The organism is Tessaracoccus sp. MC1627 (assembly GCF_014164725.1).
In the GTDB taxonomy this organism is placed as follows: Bacteria; Actinomycetota; Actinomycetes; order Propionibacteriales; family Propionibacteriaceae; genus Arachnia.
Genome location: NZ_JACJGA010000001.1, coordinates 317744 through 336283 on the forward strand (window position 1 = coordinate 317744; position 18540 = coordinate 336283).

At 70.9% G+C, this 18540-nt stretch carries 17 protein-coding genes; 8 read left to right on the top strand and 9 right to left on the bottom strand.

Translation table 11 applies throughout. The annotated features are described in order from the left end of the window. The first annotated feature begins 36 nt into the window (after nucleotides 1–36). Complete coding sequence (locus H5399_RS01385) at nucleotides 37–291, top strand: type II toxin-antitoxin system VapB family antitoxin (protein ID WP_182781237.1); 255 nt, start codon at nucleotides 37–39, stop codon at nucleotides 289–291. Then, on the top strand, nucleotides 288–677 hold the full coding sequence (locus H5399_RS01390; protein ID WP_182781238.1) for a type II toxin-antitoxin system VapC family toxin: 390 nt from the start codon (nucleotides 288–290) through the stop codon (nucleotides 675–677). Before H5399_RS01385 ends, H5399_RS01390 begins: the two co-directional genes overlap by 4 nt. A gap of 79 nt (nucleotides 678–756) precedes the next feature. Here H5399_RS01390 and H5399_RS01395 read toward each other — a convergent pair whose 3' ends face one another. From H5399_RS01395 to H5399_RS01415, 5 genes are all read right to left on the bottom strand, one after another. Beyond that, on the bottom strand, nucleotides 757–2517 hold the full coding sequence (locus H5399_RS01395; RefSeq protein WP_182781239.1) for a hypothetical protein: 1761 nt from the start codon (nucleotides 2515–2517) through the stop codon (nucleotides 757–759). Further along, entirely contained in the window at nucleotides 2514–4181 is a 1668-nt protein-coding gene (locus H5399_RS01400) for a hypothetical protein (protein WP_182781240.1), read from the bottom strand. The genes H5399_RS01395 and H5399_RS01400 overlap by 4 nt, the downstream gene beginning before the upstream one ends. Next, nucleotides 4181–4402: a hypothetical protein gene (locus tag H5399_RS01405; protein WP_182781241.1), complete on the bottom strand. Its 222-nt coding sequence runs from the start codon at nucleotides 4400–4402 to the stop codon at nucleotides 4181–4183. Before H5399_RS01405 ends, H5399_RS01400 begins: the two co-directional genes overlap by 1 nt. A 23-nt stretch (nucleotides 4403–4425) precedes the next feature. Beyond that, nucleotides 4426–5598, bottom strand: a complete 1173-nt coding sequence (locus tag H5399_RS01410) for a serine/threonine-protein kinase (protein WP_182781242.1) — start codon at nucleotides 5596–5598, stop codon at nucleotides 4426–4428. A gap of 538 nt (nucleotides 5599–6136) precedes the next feature. Then, entirely contained in the window at nucleotides 6137–6538 is a 402-nt protein-coding gene (locus H5399_RS01415) for a nuclear transport factor 2 family protein (RefSeq protein ID WP_182781243.1), read from the bottom strand. Between the two features lie 87 nt (nucleotides 6539–6625). On the opposite strand from H5399_RS01415, the gene H5399_RS01420 reads away from it, so the two are divergent. Continuing rightward, entirely contained in the window at nucleotides 6626–6994 is a 369-nt protein-coding gene (locus tag H5399_RS01420) for a helix-turn-helix domain-containing protein (protein ID WP_182781244.1), read from the top strand. Nucleotides 6995–7242: 248 nt separating this feature from the next. Then, nucleotides 7243–7962 (top strand): hemerythrin domain-containing protein, encoded by a 720-nt coding sequence (locus tag H5399_RS01425; RefSeq protein WP_182781245.1) that lies wholly within the window; start codon nucleotides 7243–7245, stop codon nucleotides 7960–7962. 82 nt (nucleotides 7963–8044) lie between these two features. Here the strand turns inward: H5399_RS01425 and H5399_RS01430 are convergent, their stop codons facing one another. The 3 genes from H5399_RS01430 to H5399_RS01440 form a co-directional block, all read right to left on the bottom strand. Further along, nucleotides 8045–8863: a hypothetical protein gene (locus tag H5399_RS01430; protein WP_182781246.1), complete on the bottom strand. Its 819-nt coding sequence runs from the start codon at nucleotides 8861–8863 to the stop codon at nucleotides 8045–8047. Nucleotides 8864–9215: 352 nt separating this feature from the next. Beyond that, nucleotides 9216–9731, bottom strand: a complete 516-nt coding sequence (locus H5399_RS01435) for a DinB family protein (protein ID WP_182781247.1) — start codon at nucleotides 9729–9731, stop codon at nucleotides 9216–9218. A gap of 63 nt (nucleotides 9732–9794) precedes the next feature. Then, entirely contained in the window at nucleotides 9795–10301 is a 507-nt protein-coding gene (locus H5399_RS01440) for a flavodoxin family protein (RefSeq protein WP_182781248.1), read from the bottom strand. A 472-nt stretch (nucleotides 10302–10773) separates the two neighbouring features. Here H5399_RS01440 and H5399_RS01445 point away from each other — a divergent pair, with 472 nt between their 5' ends. The 4 genes from H5399_RS01445 to glsA are packed head-to-tail and all read left to right on the top strand — an operon-like array spanning nucleotide 10774 to nucleotide 15791. Beyond that, on the top strand, nucleotides 10774–11553 hold the full coding sequence (locus H5399_RS01445; protein WP_182781249.1) for an META domain-containing protein: 780 nt from the start codon (nucleotides 10774–10776) through the stop codon (nucleotides 11551–11553). Nucleotides 11554–11596: 43 nt separating this feature from the next. Continuing rightward, nucleotides 11597–13078 carry a M17 family metallopeptidase gene (locus H5399_RS01450; RefSeq protein ID WP_182781250.1) on the top strand — a complete coding sequence of 494 codons (1482 nt, stop codon included), beginning with the start codon at nucleotides 11597–11599 and terminating at the stop codon, nucleotides 13076–13078. 20 nt (nucleotides 13079–13098) lie between these two features. Next, the gene (locus H5399_RS01455; protein WP_182781251.1) at nucleotides 13099–14748 is read left to right on the top strand and encodes an AbgT family transporter; all 1650 of its coding nucleotides are present in this window, start codon (nucleotides 13099–13101) and stop codon (nucleotides 14746–14748) included. Beyond that, on the top strand, nucleotides 14745–15791 hold the full coding sequence (gene glsA, locus H5399_RS01460) for a glutaminase A (RefSeq protein ID WP_182781252.1): 1047 nt from the start codon (nucleotides 14745–14747) through the stop codon (nucleotides 15789–15791). Before H5399_RS01455 ends, glsA begins: the two co-directional genes overlap by 4 nt. 19 nt (nucleotides 15792–15810) lie before the next feature. Here the strand turns inward: glsA and H5399_RS18390 are convergent, their stop codons facing one another. Then, nucleotides 15811–18483, bottom strand: coding sequence for a LuxR C-terminal-related transcriptional regulator (locus H5399_RS18390; protein ID WP_182781253.1), 2673 nt, complete (start codon nucleotides 18481–18483; stop codon nucleotides 15811–15813). Nucleotides 18484–18540: the final 57 nt, after the last annotated feature.

Sequence of the window (18540 nt, forward strand, 5' to 3'; positions counted from 1 at the left end):
CTGGCGTGGTCGATTTCTTCCTCATATGATGGAAACATGGCACTCAACATCAAGGATCAGCTCACAGACGACCTCGCCAGGCGGCTGGCGGCGGAGACGGGTGAGAGCATCACCGTCGCCGTGCGCGTGGCGATGGAGGAACGGCTCGAACGCTTGGAGCGGGAGCGGCGGCGGCACGGGCGCCGACCCCACCTCGGCCGCTACATCCAGCGGGCGCGCGCTCGCCGACTACTCGATTCCCGTCCAGTCGAGGAGATCCTCGGCTACGACGAGAATGGCCTGCCGCAATGATCGTCGACACCTCTGCCCTGATGGCGATCATCCTCGGTGAGCCGGACGCGGAGCAGGTCCTCGCGCTGATGGCCGACGCCAGAGACCTGGCGGTGTCCGCGGCGTCCCTCGTCGAAGCGGCCATCGTCGCGGAGGCGAAGGGCGGGCCGGAGGCGGCGGATGACCTGCAGGCACTGCTCGCGGATCTCGAATGCGCGGTCCTGCCGTTCGACGAGGAGCAGGCCATCGTCGCCGCCGAGGCCTGGCGCCGGTTCGGCAAGGGGCGTCACCCCGCCGGGCTGAACCTCGGTGACTGCTACGCGTATGCGGCGGCGAAGGTGTCGGGGTGGCCGCTGTTGTTCAAGGGCGGGGACTTCGCGCAGACGGACATCGCCGCAGCCGGGTGACTCCTCACCATCACGCTGCACCAGCGTGGGGCAGTGGAAGGGCGGGTCGTCGCTTCGCCTGCCGGGCAAGGGCCAGGGCCTAGAAAACCAGCGTCACGATCAGCACCAGGACCAGGATCACGGCCATGACCGCGACCACGCCCAGCACGAGCCACACGAGCCCCCGGCCGAGGCGGTCGGCCGCCTCCGCGTCGTCACCACCGCGCGGGTCACCCACAGAGAAGCGGAGGATGGCTGCGTCGGTGGCGTCGTCGACCACGGCCCGTCCCGTTCGGTGCCCGGCGTTGGCCGTCGCCATCGCCTCGGCGATCCCCCACCGCATTCCCCGAGCGTCCTCCGGCTTCATGGCAGGAGTCAGGTGCCGGGAGCAGTCCCGCAGAAACGCCGGGGCCGCCCGGCTGCCCACGACGACCTGCGGGAACCTCGCCAGCAGGGAGGCTAGATCATCCTCGGCACCAGAACCCGGGCGCGCCATCTCGACGGCCATCGGCGCCAGTAGGTCAGGATCGTGCTCGACCATCTCCGCGAGGTACTCCACCCCCAACTGCCCGGCATGCCGGTTGCTGAGAAGCCTGCGGATGCGTCGGGTGTCGCGTTGCAGCGCCTTCGCCTGCTCGGCCGCGGTCAGCACCACCAGGCCGGGCGCGGACTCGGCCGTGAGCCCGAGGCCGTCCAGCCATGGCCGCGCCTCCCGGAGCCCCTCCACGTCCCAGCCTGTGGTGACATCCTCGGCGAGCAACAGCAGCGCGTCGGTCTCCAGCAAGCCAGGCGGCAGCATCGGGGCCTGACCCTTCCTGGCCCGCCTCCGCTCGATCCGCACCAGCTGGCCCCAGACTCCGGGCAGCTCCAGTGAGTCGACCGCCCCCCGCGACACCACCGTCGACGGGTGGCTCAGCAGCCGCTCGAGCTGATCCACGTCACCCGACAGCAGCCGCCTGGACAGGTCTCCGTCGGCCCACCGTCGTGCCTGAGGTCCGACGATGGGCCCATGGAGCAGCTGCAGCGCCTCACTCAACGACAGCGGCCGCTGCCCTTCGAGCTCCTCCAGCCACTCGGCCCAGCTCCCCGCCCGCGACCTCCGGCCGGGATACCGCCGCTCCGCCGCCTCGCCGAGCGCCCAGGCCAACCCTGTGGGGAGTGGCTCCACGTCCGGCCGGGCCCCGTCGTCGTGAGGTGCGCGCGCCGAGAAGCCGCGGAAAATGTCGCGGTGCCGCTCCCGCAGGGCCTCCGGCCACTCGCCCGAGATCACGGTCTCGCCGGCCTCGATGCGCGAGGCGGCCAGCGAGGTGGACCAGGTGTATCCCTGCGCCACGCCCTCGGGCAGGATCCGGCACAGCCACCCCAGCAGCTGATCCACCTGCCCCTGGCTCCCCGGCAGCAGAAGCACCCGGCGCGACGGGTCCAGCGCCAGCATGCCTGCCAGGGCCCGTTCCACCTCCTGGCCCGGCGCCTTCAGGGTGGTGCGCGGGCGGACCGTCGGGCCGGGCAGGAGCCAACCGTCGCGCCGCACCACCGGCAGCGATCCGGGCAGGCAGTCCATCAGGGTGCCGCCGTCGGACAGGGCGGCGAGCTGGACGGTGCCGGCGGGCCCGTAGTGGCCCCCCGACCCCTGGACGACGACGATCCACGAGCCCACCCGCGGCGAGTAGCGGTAGGTGCTCACGGCGATGCCCTGCGCGTCAGGGGAGCCGGCGACGGCGAGCTGCGGGTACAGCGGTTCGAGCGCGGCGAACTCGGCGGCGACCTGGGGCGGGAGGGATGGCGAGCTGCGCTCCGGGTCCGGGCGGAAGCCGCCCCCGCGGTCCGAGCGGGTGGAGACGAGCCAGGCCTGGGTCGTCATCCGGGCTCCTGGAACAGCACCGTCATCAGATGCAGTAGGCCGGCGTTCGACGGGATCACCGCATCAGGGTCTCCGACCTGGCGGACCCGGCCGTCCGGCGTGACGAACTCACGCGTGCAGGTCAGGACGAAGCGGATCGCCGCGGTGCCGTTGAGCGTCGAGACCAGGTTTCTGCCGAAGTCGGCGCCGAGCAGGGCAGAGGCGAGGACGGCGGTGACGACGTCGCGGGCCTGGAGGACGGACCCGTCGGCGCCGGCGAACCAGTACCGCTCGGAGGTCTCGACGGCCACCTCCAGCCCGCCGACGCGCAGCGGCGCGAAGGCGTCCGTGGCCACCAGTCCCCAGAAGTTCGACGGATCCCCGAAGTGGCCCAGGACGGCCAGCGCCACCTCGTTGGCCACCCTGGCGCGCTCGTACCGGTCGCTCTCCTTGAGCACTCCACCCAGCAGTTGGCGCGCGGACGCCGTCATGAACTCCGGGTCGTAGTGGTTCACCGCCGCCAGGACCGCATCCGCGGCCGCCCCCTGGAATTCCCTGGCCGACTCGGGCCGACGGAAGGCCCACGCCCAGCGCCTCAGGGCATCCGGTTCACCGGGGGCTACGGGCTGCCGGGCGAGAGCACTGTGGATCGCGTCACACTTCGACACCGCGATGGACAGCTTCGCGTGGCCCATGGCCGTGAGCTCGCCGTCGCTCATCAACAGCACCGAGTGCAGCAACTCGTGGGCCTGCTGGCGGGTGGACATGAACACGTGCCCGGGCTGGCCGCCCCGGACCCGCGAGGACGCCAACCGCTCGGCTTCGCTGAGCTGGTGATACACCGACGAGAGCGACAGCGAGTCGAGGACGCCGAGGAAGTGGTGCGAGTAGTTGAGCTGGGCCCTCTCGCTGCGGCCCAACTTCACCCCGCCGTCGCCAAGATCGGTCAACCTGTCGATGATCTCGCCGGGGAGATCCACCAGAGCGGTGGTGACCTGCCGCCCGCCATTCGTGCTGCGGAACAGGTACGGGGCCCTCGTGCTGCCCCAGATGCGGGCCCGGTACTCGATGCTGGCGGGATCCGGATTCTCCAGCAGCAGCGCCTGCCGCAGTACGTGCTCCAGCTTGTCCGCGGCCGCGACATCGTCGCTCACCGCGCCCAGGTACGCGGTGAGCCGTTGCCGTGCGGTCTCGCGGTAGTCGGCCGTCGGCTCGATGCTCCCGGTGGTGAACCGCTGCCCCATCTCCGGGGTCAGCACGCGCCGCACCTGACGCTCCTGCCCGGGCGCGATCTCGGGTGCCCCCAGGTGCGACGGCGGCAGCACCTCCTGCCACAGCCCGCGCACGAGCTGGGGCTTGCCCCCGCCGGTGGACCCCAGGATCTGCACGACGGTGGGGTCATCGGTGGCGTCGGGGCTCGGCTGGTCGCGGGTGGTGGTCCCGATGATGGCCCTGATGAGGCGCATGACGATGTTGGGGGGCGGCGCCTGGGCCGCCGTGACCCGGCGCATGTGGCCGTAGCGGCAGACCTCCCACCTGTCGGTGACGGGGTCGCGGGGAAGCATCGTGCCGAGCACGATGTCGCGGTGGCGCAGCCGGTACGAGCCGCCGTCGGGCCTGCTGCTGACCTCCAGCACCAGCCAGTCGCCCTCCTCGGCGCTGCACAGCAGACATGCGCGCCCCATCAGCTCACCGACCCCCACAGCCAGAAGACGAGCAGCAGGACCAGGAAGGTGGCGACCGCGCTGACGACGGTCACCATCGTCGAGATCCGCTGCAGCTGCCGGTCCACGTCGTCGAGGTAGGTCGACAGGCGCACCGTCACCGGGTCCGAGCGCCGACCCGTCCGCCCGGTGAGCGCGCCGAGCTCATCGCGGGTGAGTTCGAAGGGGGTGACCAGTCCCATGACGAATGCGGTCAGCCGCTCTATCACTTCCCCAGCACCGCCAGAACTCCCATCATCGCCAGCAGGATCGCGGCGCCCACCCCGATGGCCACCCCGATGAGGAGCGCGCGCGTGACCCGCTCCTTCACCGTTGTCGTCACCGCCGCCCTGACCACCTCGTCGTAGGCTGCCTGGGGCCGGTGGACGCTGGAACGGAGGGCCCGCTTGGACTGCTCCGCCACGGCGAGGTGGGCCGCAGGAATGCCGGCGGGGGCGCGGGCGGCTTCCACGCGCGCCGCGTCGATCCGGGTGTCGCCGCGCACCGCGGGGGTGGTGGCGCCGCCGTCGACGATCGTGATCTCCTCCTGCGCGGCCCTCGCCGTCGAGATCGCCGCCGCCATGTCGTCGGCGGTGGCGAAGCGGTCCTCGCGCTGGGGCTGCAGCGCCTTCAACACCACGCCGTCGAGGAGCTCCAGGCCGGGATCGTCCGCCCGCAGGCTCGGTGGGACGACGGCGGGGCGCGCCCCGGTGGACGCCTCCAGCGCGCCGAACGGCAGCGAGCCGGTGAGCATCTTGTACATCAGGCTGCCCACCGAATAGATGTCCGAGCGGGGGTCCAGGGGCTGGCCGAGCAGCTGCTCCGGCGAGGCGTACTGCGGGCTGCCGGGCTGCAGGCCGGTGAGGGTGACGGGCGCATCGGAGGAGGACTTGGCGATGCCGAGGTCGATGATGGTCACGCGGCCGTCGCCGTCGATCATCACGTTGCTGGGTTTGATGTCGCGGTGGAGGATCACCTGCGGGTCCGAGTGCATCGCCTGAAGGCCGGCCAGCACCTGGAGGGTGATGTCCACCACGGCCTCCGCGGTGAATCGTCGGGTGACCTTCAGCTTCTCCTGGAGCGTCTCGCCCCGGACGTGGTCCATGACGATATAGGGGTGGTCCTCGTGGGGCCCGGCCCACGGCGCGGGGCCCGTTCCGGCGTCGCGGACCCGCACCACGTTGGGATGTTCGATGCGCGAGAGGAGCGCCCGCTCCCTGTGGAGCCTCGCCCTGAAGGCGCCGTCGACGCTCATGGCGCCGGTGGGGAACTTCACCGCGACCATGTCGCCCTGCTGGCGGTCCGCGCCGGTGTACACGTGGGCCATGCCGCCCCGCTTGGGCACCTCGTCGGTCAGCTCGTAGCGGTCCGCGACGACGAAGCCGGCGTGCTCCGTCATGTCGGCCCCCTGGGTGGTCTGGAAGTGCGGTCTCCGCCTCGATGGTACCGCCGTGGGCCAGCGCCCCTCGCGGGAACACCGGGCCGCGACGGGTGTCCGACCCGGGGCGCGATGGAGCGCGGCCGGTGCCCGCTGCGCGGGAGGCGCCTGCGTTAGCTCTGGCCGCCTGAGCTACAGCGCGGGCGGCTGAACGCGACACAGGCGCCTCCGGGGCGCCAGCACTGTAGTACAGGCGTCGGGACGGAGGGCAGGCGTCGGGACGGAGCGCAGGCGTCGGGACGGAGCGCAGGCGTCGGCCAACGACGACGACTCGATTCGCGACGGCCTGCAGCGGTGGTCGTCCCACCAGTTCGCCCTCTCCGACGGAGACGAGCTCACGTTCGACCCCGCGGCCCTCTACCGCACGCCGGTGGAGTACCGGACCTGGTTCCAGGTGCGGTGCACGAGATCGGCTGAACCCGGACGGCGCCCACCGCTGCGACGACCGGTGCTTGGATCGCGTGGTCGCGGATATCGGTCAATCGCAGCGGGGTGAAGCTCAGCGGCGCCCCCAGAACGCGTCCTCGTTGGCACCGTCTTCGGAGAACAGATGCACAGCGATGATCTGTCCGTCCCGGATGGTCAGGAGGTCCACCCCGGCCATGTCCATCGACGCGTCGGCGCGTGTCCCGCTGAAGCGGACCGGAACCGCAACAAGTTCGCCGTTCGCCATCGCGGGCCCGGTCACGACAAGCTGGAAACTGCCGGCGCTCACGTCCATCATCCCGCCCAGCAGGGACCCCACACCGTCGATGCCGGTGTGGTCGCCTGAGAACTGGTTCGCCCCCGGCTGGTGCCACACCACCTGCGGGCTCATCAGGCCCATCGCCGTGGGCACGTCACCTCTTCCCAGTGCCTCGAAGTAGGCGGCGGCGACGGCGGCTGGAGCATTGTTGTTCATCGGATGATCCTTGTCTCGGGGGTGCGTGAGATCAAGGTAACGATTGGTAACCTGTTACCTCAACGTAACCGTCAGGAGTGGATGACGATGGACCAGCCGCCTCAGTGGAATGTGATGGTCGCAACGTGCCCGTCGCGCACCTCGTTGGCGCGCATCGCGAACAAATGGACCGCGATGACCGTGATCGCCCTCAGCGACGGTCGCCTGCGTTTCGGGGAGATTCGGCGGGCCGTGGACGGAATCAGCGGGAAGGTCCTGGCCGACACGCTGCGAGACCTTGAGCGCGACGGGATCGTCTCCAGAACCGCCTACGATCAGATGCCCCCGCGAGTCGAATACGAGCTCACCACTCTCGGGCAAACCCTGCGGGACCCCCTCGCCGCTCTGGGCCTGTGGGCCGAGACGCACATCGCGGAGGTTGAAGCAGCCAGAGACGCTTACGACCAGAAGGCTTGAGCCCTTCCACCCGAATCGGCGGAAACGGTTTCGGTGGTCGTCCGCCTCCCAGTTCGGGACCCGACTCCGCGACATCCACGGACCCAGGTCGAGGACTGACGAACAGGCTCTTTTGTAGCCCGGCGCACCCTCCGCCCGATCAACCGTCGCGCGTGCGGGGGCCGCGATCGGAGCAGCCGTTGCCCGCCCGCGCCGTTGTTCGCACAATGGCCCGAGGGCGCCGTCGCCCCAGGGACGAAGGGGGAACCATGACCGACTTCTACAGCGCAGCCCCGGGCGAGACGGCCCCGCCGATTCCCGACGGGCCACAGCTCTGCACTGGGACCACCGACATGCGCGTGGTGCACAACGCGTTCCTGTACGGGTACACGGACGCGCCGGCGCTGATCCGCTCCACCCCCGCGTGGGACTCGCGACGCTCTGAGTTCGTGGGCCACTACATCGCCGAGATCGACGCCACCCTGCACACGCATCACGAGTCCGAGGACGAGCTCCTGTGGGACCGGCTGGAGAAGCGTGCTCCGGGGTGTGCGCTGCACGTGGGGCAGATGAGGGCGCACCATGCGGAGGTGTCGCGGCTTCTCGCGAAGGCGGCGCCGCTGCTCACCGCCTGGCGGGCGAGCGCTGATCCGAAGTTGGGTGACGAACTCGCCACCGCGTACGAGGAGCTTCTGGAGGTGCTCAAGGTCCACCTGCGCCGCGAGGTCGTCGAGGTGGTGCCCGTGGCCGAGAAGGTGATCACGGCCGAGGAGTGGAAGCACCTCGGCGACCACTCGATGGATGCCATCCCGAAGTCGCGGCTCCTTGTCCAGTTGGGCATGATGCTGGCCGCCTCGCCTGGGGAGTCGCGGCAGATGTTCGACGAGCTGCCGATGCCGATCAGGTTCATGTACCGCCTCGTCGGTAGGCGCCAGTTCGAGCGCCAGTTCCGCGAGCTCTTCCCTGGCCGCCCCGTCCCGCAGACCTGACACATCCCGCGTCCGCGGACCCGGGGGCAGGCGATCGGCTGAATGTCACGCTGAGTGCCGTACTCGATACTCAGCGTGACCTTCAGGGCGCAGGAGCCGCCGTCGTGAGGCCCGGGTCCTTCGGACATCGTGTGCAGTGACCGACAATCCCGTCGCGTCCCCGCGACCGCAGCGCCGTCGCCACCTGCGCAGCCACGGCGCAGGTCCGTCCGACCACCGCATTCCAGCCGTAGCGGAGGGTGAGTGCGCCGTCGTCGAGGAGCCGCTTGTTGTCGCGGAGCATGTCCTTCGACCAGTCGGTGTGATCGCGCGCGCCGTCGAGTTCGATCACGAGCCGCACTGCGTCGTACCGCAGGTCCATCCGCGTCGACCCATCCACCACCTGCCGCTTGCCAGGCGGGAGTCGGTGTCGCGCAAGGACCTCCTGGCTGAACCGCCACTCCAGGGCGCTCTCGATTCCCTTGCCTGCCTGGGTGCACAGCTCCATCAGGACCGCGGAGTGGCGAGTTCGCTCCCGGGATCGCAGCTCTGAGAGGACCCGCTCCGGCAGGGTCTTTCCCTGGGCGAGGGCCCGGGCCGTCGCCGCGACAGCCTCGTCCTCCGTCGCTCGCCCGGCCAGGTCGATGAGCGATCGCTCGACGGTGGTGCGCGGCGGGGTGCCCAGGGACTTGGGGCACCCCCGTCGGAATTCCACCGCCCACGGACCGACGGCGAAGTCACGTCTCCGGGAGGGGGCCCAGACCGCGAGGGTCGAGGGCTCGTCGCGGACCACCTTGTGCAGGTACGCGGCCGCTTGGGCGCCGAGTGCCGCCGTCGGTCGCCGCGCAGGAGGCCTGCCCAGGCCGCGGTCAGCCACGTCGGTGGAGTGGTCACGAGGATCCCCGGCGACGGCTGCTCCCACTCCGTGGACATCCGCCGGATCACGGGGGCCGTCAGGCCGCCGCCGATCAGCTGGTGCGTGGTGATCACGCCCGACTGGGCACGGAGGAGGGCTTCGAGACCGGGGGTGAGGGATTGTCTGGGGTGCACCTGCCTGAGGCTGCCAGCGGGGTCGTCGTGCACAAGCCTCGGAGGAAAGACGGACAACACCCGGGCAGCGACGGACAACACCAGGCACCGGTTTGACCATGCGCGCCGGACCCACGAGTTGGGCCCCGGTGCTAAATGTCACGCTGAGTGTCGTACTCGATACTCAGCGTGACATTTAGCTGTTGCTCGTCACCGCCCTCGCGCCGAGCGAGAAGGCGACCCGCTCAGCCGACGGTGGGGCGGGGCATGCCGCAGACGTAGGCGGCCTGCGCGATGTGCTGGGCCGCGTCGTCGATGATGCTCACCAACCGCACCCCGCGGGTCACAGGGGGGTTCCAGCGGTGGTCGACGACGGCGTCGAGGGCGGGCTCGTCCAGGGTGCGGAGGTAGTCACTCAGAGCGTCGATCGTGGCCGTCGCGTACTCGACCAGCAGCTGCGGATCCACCACGACGACGGCGCGCGCCTTCTCTGCGGTGTGCCCGTATCCGACGCCGTCGCCCACGGCATCCAGGGCGAAGCGCTCCCGGAAGCCGTCGCGGGTCCAGAGTTCGTCGAGGCCGGTGAGGTGGGCCAGCTGGACGTCGATCTCGCGCCCGGTGTGCCAGAGCAACCAGGCCACGGAGTTGGGGTGGCCGGCGGGGTGGGCGTTGAGGACCTCGTCGGTGAGGCGTGGGGCGAGTGCCTCAAGGGCGTCCAAAGGGCGCGAGGCGGCGTCGAGGAGGATGTCGAGGGCATTCATGGAGGCCAGTCTGCCCCTCCTGACCGAACAGCGTGGAAACAGGGCCGCCTGGGGAGCAGTGCCTTAAACGGTGGGGGACAGGGCTGCGCGCAGGGACGCGCCCCACCGTCGCGCACGGTCGAGTTCGCCGTCCTTCAGCGGGCCGTACTTGCCCTGCACGATGAACCCCTCCGGCTTGGCGACGCGCCGGTATCCCTTCGCCTCGAGTTCCTTGGCGATCGTCGGCGCGCCCTTGCCGAACGGGCCTCGGACCTCGGTGTCGAAGGAGGCGAACGCCGCGGAGCCGGCGGGCAGCGCGTCCAGCCACTCCCGGATCGACGGGCCGGTCAGGTCTGGGTCCGGGGCGCCGGGCTCCGGGTGCTCGGCGATGTCGTGCCTCGACCGCTCCGAGGAGAGATGGAACGCGAACACCGGCCCGCCGGCCACGATCAGATCCGCCCCCGTCAGCTCGTCGGCCCCGGCATCCTTGGTGGGCAGTGCGACGGCGCCCTCCCCGATCCCCTCCGCCACGGCTCGCGCCACAGCGGCGGTGTTTCCCCACAGTGATTCGTAGACAACAACGGCCTTCATCGCCCGTCCTTCCAGATACGGCCTAGCCTACGCGCGACTCACCGGCGCCGCAGCCGCCGTCGGGGTGTGCACGAAACGCCGTCTGAGGCGCGGTTCGGCGTCGCATGCGACACCGGCGTGCCACCGAGACGGCGTGTCGTGCCCGGAATGGACCGGGTGGGTGGGCTTGGGGCGGAGGTCGGGCTGCGTTGGTGGGTGCGAGGTCTGTGTCCCGCCGTCGGGGTGTGCACGAAACGCCGTCTGAGGCGGGGTTCGGCGTCGCATGCGACACCGGCGTGCCACCGAGACGGCGTGTCGTGCCCGGATCGGGACGGGCTGCTTGAGGCACGTCAGATCGCCCGCTACGGGCGGAAGGAGACGGAGACAGGTCCGTCCGTGGCTCCCCGACTCCGCGCGGACTACCCAGTTCGGGTGATGCCCAGAGCCGGATCGGGGGAAACGATGGCTGGGCCGACCACGAAGGAGAACATCAATGGCGAAGGCACTCTGGACGACGGCGGTGGTGGCGATGTCGCTGCTGCTCGCCTCGTGCGCATCCGCGACCCCTGCCGCCCCACCCTCGTCGGGGGACCTCGTGGGCGTCACCTGGCTGCTGGAGGATCTCGCCGGCGAGGCCCCCATGGACGGTTCCCCGGTCACGGTCCACTTCGCGGACGACGGCGCCCTCTTCGGCTCGGGCGGCTGCAACCGATTCTCGGGCACCTACGAGATCGACGGAGGCACCCTCACCGTCGGGGACGCGCTCCCCTCCACCATGATGGCCTGCGCGGACGACGTGATGGCCCTCGAGAGCTCCTTCTTCACGGCCCTCACCGATGCCCGCGGCTTCGCCGTCGACGGGGAGACCCTCACCCTCAACGACGAGGGCGGCACGGCGCTCGGCACCTTCTCAGCGCAGTCGCAGGAGCTTGCCGGCACCACATGGAACCTCACCTCCTACAACGACGGCTCTGCCGCGGTCAGCCCGCTCGAGGGCAAGGAGGCCAACCTCACCTTCGCCGACGACGGCACGCTGTCCGGCACGGGCGGCTGCAACCGCCTCCTCGGCTCGTACACCGCAGGCGACGGCGAGATCTCGTTCGGCACCATCGCCACCACCCAGATGGCCTGCATGACGCCCGAGGGCCTCATGGATCAGGAGGCTGCCATCGTGGCCGCCCTGGAGAGTGCCGCCACCTACAGCATCGAGGGCGACATGCTCGAGATGCGCACCGCCGACGACGCCATCGCCGTCCAGTTGACCCGCGCCTGACGGCGCACCCACACCACACCATCGCCAGACGCAAGGACACTCCATGACCCACGCAGCCCCGTACCCCCCGTTCTCCCTCCCCACCCGTGAGCTGGCGGTCACCGTCGGCGAGTTGCCCGACGGCATCGACGCGGCCGCTCACATCGTCTTCTCCGGCGAGCAGCCCCCGGCGGCCAGCGGCATCTCGGCCGAGCGCGCCGCCTCGCTGGGCTTCGACGCCGCCGTCGGCAAGACCCTGGTCCTCGTCGGCCCCGACGGCCCGCTCACCGTGTTGGTCGGCGGCGGCGACCGCAGCACCGCGGACGCCACCGTTCTGCGAGACGTGGTGTCCCACTTCGCCCGCGCCGTCCCCGGCCAGGACCGGCTCGCCGTCGTTCTTCCGCAGACCTCCACGAGCGTGTCGGACACGGTGGTGGCGGCCATCGAGGGCGCCGCCCTGGCGCGCTACGTCTATCGCATCGGTGAGGACGGCCCGGACGCGAAGCTCAGCGCGTTGGCGCTGGTCTGCGACGAGGGGGCGGTCGCGGAGGCCGAGGCCGCCGTCGTCCGCGGTTTGCTGCTGGTCAAGGCCACCAAGCTGGCCCGCGACCTCGCCGGCACCCCCGGCGGCATGCTGACCGCCACCAAGCTCGGAGAGATCGCCCTCGAGATGGGCCCCGACGCCGGCCTCGAGGTGCAGGTCTTCGGCGAGGAGGAACTCGTCGAGCTCGGCTGCGGCGGCCTGCTGGGGATCAACCTCGGCAGCGTCGAGCCGCCGGCCATGATCAAGCTCGTCTACCGCCCCAAGGGTGAGCCCACCGGCAAGCTGGCACTCGTCGGCAAGGGCATCATGTACGACGCGGGTGGCCTGGCCCTCAAGCCCGGGGACGAGGTGCACGCCGTGATGAAGAACGACATGGCCGGCGCCGGTGCCATCCTCGCCGCCATGACGGTGCTGAAGGACCTCGGCTGCCCGGCTCAGGTGACCGGCTACCTGATGTGCACCGACAACATGCCGTCGGGCTCCGCACTGCGGCTGGGCGACATCGTGGTCATGCGCGGCGGCAAGACGGTCGAGGTGATCAACACCGACGCCGAGGGCCGCATGGTCATGGGCGATGCCCTGGTGCTCGCCACCGAGGAGCCGGTGGACGCCATCGTCGACATCGCCACCCTCACCGGCGCGGCGCTGCGCACCCTCGGCACCGACATCGCGGCCGTGCTGGGCAACAACGAAGCTCTGATGAACCAGGTGAAGGCCTCCGCCGAGCGGGTCGACGAGCCGGTGTGGGAGCTGCCGCTGGCCAACCGCTACCGGCCCGAGCTGGACTCGACGCTCGCCGACCTGCGCAACATGGGCGGCGCGAACGCGGGCACCATCACGGCGGCCCTGTTCCTGCAGGAGTTCGTCGCGGGTAAGCCGTGGGTGCACATCGACATCGCCGGCACCGCGCAGTCCTGGACCGCCAGCAAGTGGCGCAACAAGGGCACCACGGGCTTCGGCACGCGCCTGCTGATCGACCTGGCCCTGAACTTCAAGGCCTGACGGAAGGAATGGGGGGCGCCATGACCGCGAAGCCAGTGGAAGACGTGGAGGCGGCACCCGGGGGGCTCCTCGGTGCGGTGGAACGCATCGGCAACAAGGTGCCGCACCCGGTGCTCATGTTCGGGTACCTGATCCTGCTCGTCATCGTGTTGTCGTGGGGGTTGAGCCTCGCGGGCGTCAGCGTCACCGAGCAGGTGGCCGTGCCCATCGCCGAGGGCGCCCCGGAGTACGACTACTACGAGGACACCACCCAGCCTGGGCTCGCGCCCGGCACGCCCCCCTATGACGAGGACTGGACCATCGTCGAGGAGACGATTCCCATCAAGAGCCTGCTCTCGGTGGAGGGCATCCGGTTCATCTTCTCCTCCTTCGTGAGCAACTTCGCCGGGTTCGGCGTCGTCGCGGTCACGTTCATCGCCATGATGGGCGCAGGCGTCGCGGAGGAGTCAGGGCTCCTGGGGTCACTGATCCGCAAGCTGGTGGGCGCCGCCCCGAAGTGGGCGCTGACGTTCATCCTCATCCTGGTGGGCGTGGTGTCGTCGGTGGCCTCGGACGCCGGGTACCTCATCCTCATCCCGTTGGCGGCGGCGGCGTTCGCCAGCGTCGGTCGACATCCCCTGGCGGGCTTGGCCTCGGGGTTCGCGGGTGTCGCGGCCATCTTCATGGTCAACATCTCGTTGACCCCCACCGATGCGATGATCACCGAGATCGCCAACGAGTCACTTGCGCTGGCAGGCGGCGAGCCCATCACCATCGTGGCCAATTGTTACTTCATGGTGGCGTCGTCCCTTGTCATGGCCATGGTGGCCGCGGTCATCACCGAGAAGATCGTCGAGCCGAGGCTGGGGCCCTGGACGCCCGAGCCTGGGGCAGTCGTCCACTCCGACGCGGGCGACATCCCGGCGGACGCGGACAAGCGCGGCAGCCGGTTCGCCCTCATCGGATTCCTGATCGTGATGGCCATCGTGTCCCTGGCCACGTTCCTGCCCGGCGCCCCCCTGCGGGACCCCGAGACCGGAAACATCATCGGCAACACGCCGTTCATGGATAGCCTGCTGTTCATCATCATGCTGGCCTTCCTCGTCTCCGGCGTGGCCTACGGGGCGGGCGCAGGCACCATCAAGGGCAGCACGGACGTGATCAAGGCCATCACCAAGACGTTCGCGGGCCTCGGTGGCATGGTGCTGATGCTGCTGATGATCAGCCAGTTCATCGCCTACTTCAACTGGACCAACCTGCCGCGCGTCATCGCCGGCTCGCTGGCGGAGCTGCTGGAGCAGGCCAACATCGGCGCAATCCCGCTGCTCATCGGGTTCGTGCTGGTGATCGTGCTGCTGGACTTCATCATGCCCGGGTCGCTGCCCAAGTGGGCCATCTTCGCGCCCATCTTCGTGCCACTGTTCATGCGCCTCGGAGTGGCCCCTCAGACCCTGCTCGCCGCCTACCGGGTGGCCGATTCGCCCGTGAACGCGCTCACCCCGCTGATGGTCTACCTGCCCTTCATCGTCACCATCGCGCAGCGCTACTCGAAGAAGGCCGGCATCGGCACGGTGGTGGCGCTGATGCTGCCGTACTCCGTGATCCTGCTGGTGGTCTGGACCGTCATGTTCATCGCGTGGTTCGCGCTGGGCATCCCGCTCGGGCCGGGCTACCCGCCGAGCGTCCCATGACCCGCGCCCGGGAGGCGTCCCTCATTCCCTCCCATGTCTCGACGGGAAGCCTCCCGGGTGCGTCCACCGTCTCGGCCCTGGTGGCCGAGGCCCACCGGAGTTACCGCGACACCGTCGAGGGTCGGCCCTCCCAGGTGTATCCGGCGCTCGCCGCCGCGGACCCCGCCCTCTTCGGGGTGTGCGTCGTGGGGGTCAACGGGGCGGTCTTCGCCGCCGGTGACGCGGATCACCCGTTCACCGTCATGAGCGTGGCCAAGCCCTTCGTCTTCGCGCTCGTGTGCCGCGCGCTGGGCGCGGCTGAGGCCCGCCGCCGCGTCGGCGCCAACGCCACCGGCCTGCCGTTCAACTCCGCGGCCGCCGTCGAACGCTCACCGGACGGCCGGACCAACCCGATGGTCAACCCCGGGGCCATCGTCGCCACCAGCTTCGTCCCGGGCGACGGCGAGGAGAAGTGGGACGCCATCGTTGAAGGGCTGTCGGCGTTCGCCGGCCGGCGGCTGGAGGTGGACCAGGAAACCTACGCCTCGGCATCGGCCACGAACCACGTCAACCGGGCGGCGGCCAACCTGCTGCACAGCCGGGGGGTGTTGGGCGCGGACCCGGACCTGGCGCTCGACCTCTACACCCGCCAGAGCTGCCTGCGGGTCACCGCGAGAGACCTCGCCACCATGGGCGCCACGCTGGCCGACGGCGGGGTCAACCCCGTCACGGGGGTCCGGGTGCTCGACGAGGACCTCTGCCACCCCGTGCTGGCGGTGATGCTCACGGCGGGGCTCTACGAGACCTCAGGGGATTGGCTCTACGAGGTGGGCCTGCCCGGCAAGAGCGGCATCGGGGGCGGGATCGTCACCATCTCCCCCGGCAAGGGCGGCCTCGCCACGTTCGCGCCGCCGCTCGACGAGGCGGGCAACAGCGTCAAGGGCCAACTGGTGGCGCGCCACCTCGCCAGGGGGCTGGGGCTGGATCTGCTGCAGTCGCGGGCCGAGCCCGCACCCGCCCCCGCCCCCGCCCGGCCCCGCCACGGGAGCCTGGAGATCAGATGAGCCCCGGCCCCGCGGCCGGTCAGGGAGACGTGGGGCGCGTCAGCCCGTCGAGCAGCCCGGCGTCGCGTGCCACCCGCACGGCCTCCCGGCGGCTGCTGACCGTCAGCTTCCGGTAGATGGACTTGAGGTGCTGCTTGACCGTGTTCTCCGACACGCTGAGTGCCGCGGCGATCTCGGCGTTGGACCCCATCGTCGGCAGGTAGGACAGCACCGCCCGCTCGCGTTCGGTGAGTGGCACGAGGGCCCTTGGCCCGGGCGGGGGAGCTGAGCCCTCGGCGATCACCAGGGCGCGATCCACCAGCGCCCGGTGAGTGCCCACCACGTCGCGATGGCGGCGCAGCGCGGAGGCCAGTTGGCGCGACTGGCGCAGGAGGAACAGCTCGGCGCCCTCGCTCTCGGCGAGGTCCAGCGCCCGGCCCATCGCCTCGATGGCGAGCGAGTCGTGCCGCAGCCGGTCCTCGGCCGCCGCGACGGACAACCACGCCTGCACCGCCTCGGCGCCCTCGATGTCGAGCAGGTGGGCGACGGCGGCCCGCACCCGCTCCGGCTTCCCGGTTGCCAGGAGGAACCGGGCGCGGCAATTGGAGACGGCGTCGGGCCGGGGGGCGGGGGCATCGCCACGGCCGATGGGTGGGGCGTCGTACTCGGCCAGGGCTGCGCGGGCCGCCTCGGGGTCCCCCTCGGCGAGCGCGAGATCGACGCGCAGCGACGTGAGCAGGGCGGTGGGCGAAAGCATTCCGGGACGTCTCGTCACGGCGGCCCGGGCGGCGGCGGCCCCACGCCGCGCCCCGGGGAGATCCCCGGTGCCCAGGCACTGACGCGCCGCGATGATCTGCAGGGTCACCGCGACGAAGGGGTTGATGGCCTCCCCGCCGGCCTCGGCGCACTGGCTCCGAGCCGCGGCCGAGCCCTTTGCGTCCCCCGCGTAGAGCAGGGTGACGGCGAGGGCGAGCCAGGCCCACTGGCTTTCGTAGGAGCGCGACCGGCCGTGCGTGCGGGCCACCTCCAGCGCTGCCTCAGCGGTGCGGCGCGCCAGCGACAGCCGGCCACCGCCTGCCTGGGCCAGCGCGAGGATCCCGCCGTAGTAGACGGCCCCGTAGGCATTGAACGGGCCCGCCGGGTAGTTTTCGACCGCCTGCGCCAGCAGTCCGGCGGCCAGATCCGGGCGTCCGGCCCACAGCTCCGCCACGCCGCGCAGCGCGTGGGAGACGCCGCCGTAGGCCGCCCAGCCGGGGGCGTCCGCCGCGCTGATCCCCGAGAGCAGCTCGTCGGCTCGGGTGGAGGCCTCCCGCATGACCAGGGCGTCGCCGTCGCGGTGGGCCTGAGCGGCCCTCAGAGATTCGATCGTGATGGTGGCCAGGTCCCTGCGGCGCTCGGGCAGCGTCGTGAGGTCCGCCCTGGCCAGAAGCGCCTCGACGGCGCCGCGGTCCCCGCGACAGTAGGCTGCCACAGCGTGCGCGACGGCCAGCTCGGGGTGGTCCGTCGTCACCGCCGCCGGGACCCGAGACACGGCCTCGACGTAGGGCTGCCGGTCCGTGGTGAACAGGGCCACCGCGCCGGAGCGCATCGCCATCCGGCCCGCGAAGTCCCAGTCCCCGGATGCCGTGGCGTGGGCCAGCGCCTTGGTCCACGCGCCGTTGTCCTCGAACCAGCGCGCGGCGCGGCGATGCAGCTCCTGCGCCAGCTCGGGGCTGGTGGACATCAGCCGTGCCCGCAGCACCTCGGTGAGCAGCGAGTGGGTCCGGTACCAGCCGGTGCCCTCCACTTCGTGGGCGAGAAGCTGCTCCCTGGCCAGCGTCCGCAGCATCTCGTCGGCGCGCGGTTCGTCGGTGAGCGCCACGGCCAGCGGCGCGCACAGCCGGCCGGTGATGGAGGTCTTGAGGAGGAACTCGCTGTAGGCAGTCGGTAGCAGCCGGAGCACCTCATCCCACAGATACTCGGAGACCAGGAACGTGACCCCCCCGAAGCGCTCGATGGCCTGGGCTGGATCCTCGGCGACCTGCAGGGTCAGGGCTGCCATCCGGAGCGCTGCGGCCCACCCGGCCGTGGTCTCCATGAGCCGTCCCAGCGCGGCGGGGGTCAGCGTCACCCCGGACCCTGCCATCAGCTCCTCGGACTCGGCAAGGGTGAAGGCCAGATCGGCCAGGCGCAGCTCGCCCACCTTGCCCTCCAGACGCAGGCGATGCAGCGACACCGGGGGATCGTGGCGAGCCACCAGCACGAACCGGATCCCGGCGGGCGGCCAGCGCAGTACCCGGTCCAGCCAGTCCAGGGCCGTGCCGCCGTCGAGCTCCTGCACGTCGTCGAGCACCAGGACGAGGCCGCCCGCGTTGCCGGCCAGCGACTCCAGGAAGCTCTGGTCCGGCGCGTCGGGGATCTCCAGTCCGCTCAGGGCCGCGGGGGCGGCCACGGCCAGCGCCGCCGTTACGGAGGCCCAGAACCGGGCGAGGCCGGCGTCGCCCCGGTCGAGCGACAGCCAGGCCACCACGCCGCGGGGGTGGCCAGTCATCGTCCAGTCGGCCACGGCGAGGGTCTTTCCCGTGCCGGCCGGGCCCGTGACGAGCGTGACGGGGCGGGAGACGTGTGAGTTGAGAAGGGCCGTGATGCGGGGGCGGCGGACGAACCGGTCCGAGGGGACCGGGACGCCGAAACGCGTCTCGTTGAAGGGACGGATCTCTTGACCTGCACTCACGCTGGCCTCGCTCCTGTCAGGTGGCGACTTTGCGGTCATCCTAAACGACGCCACGTA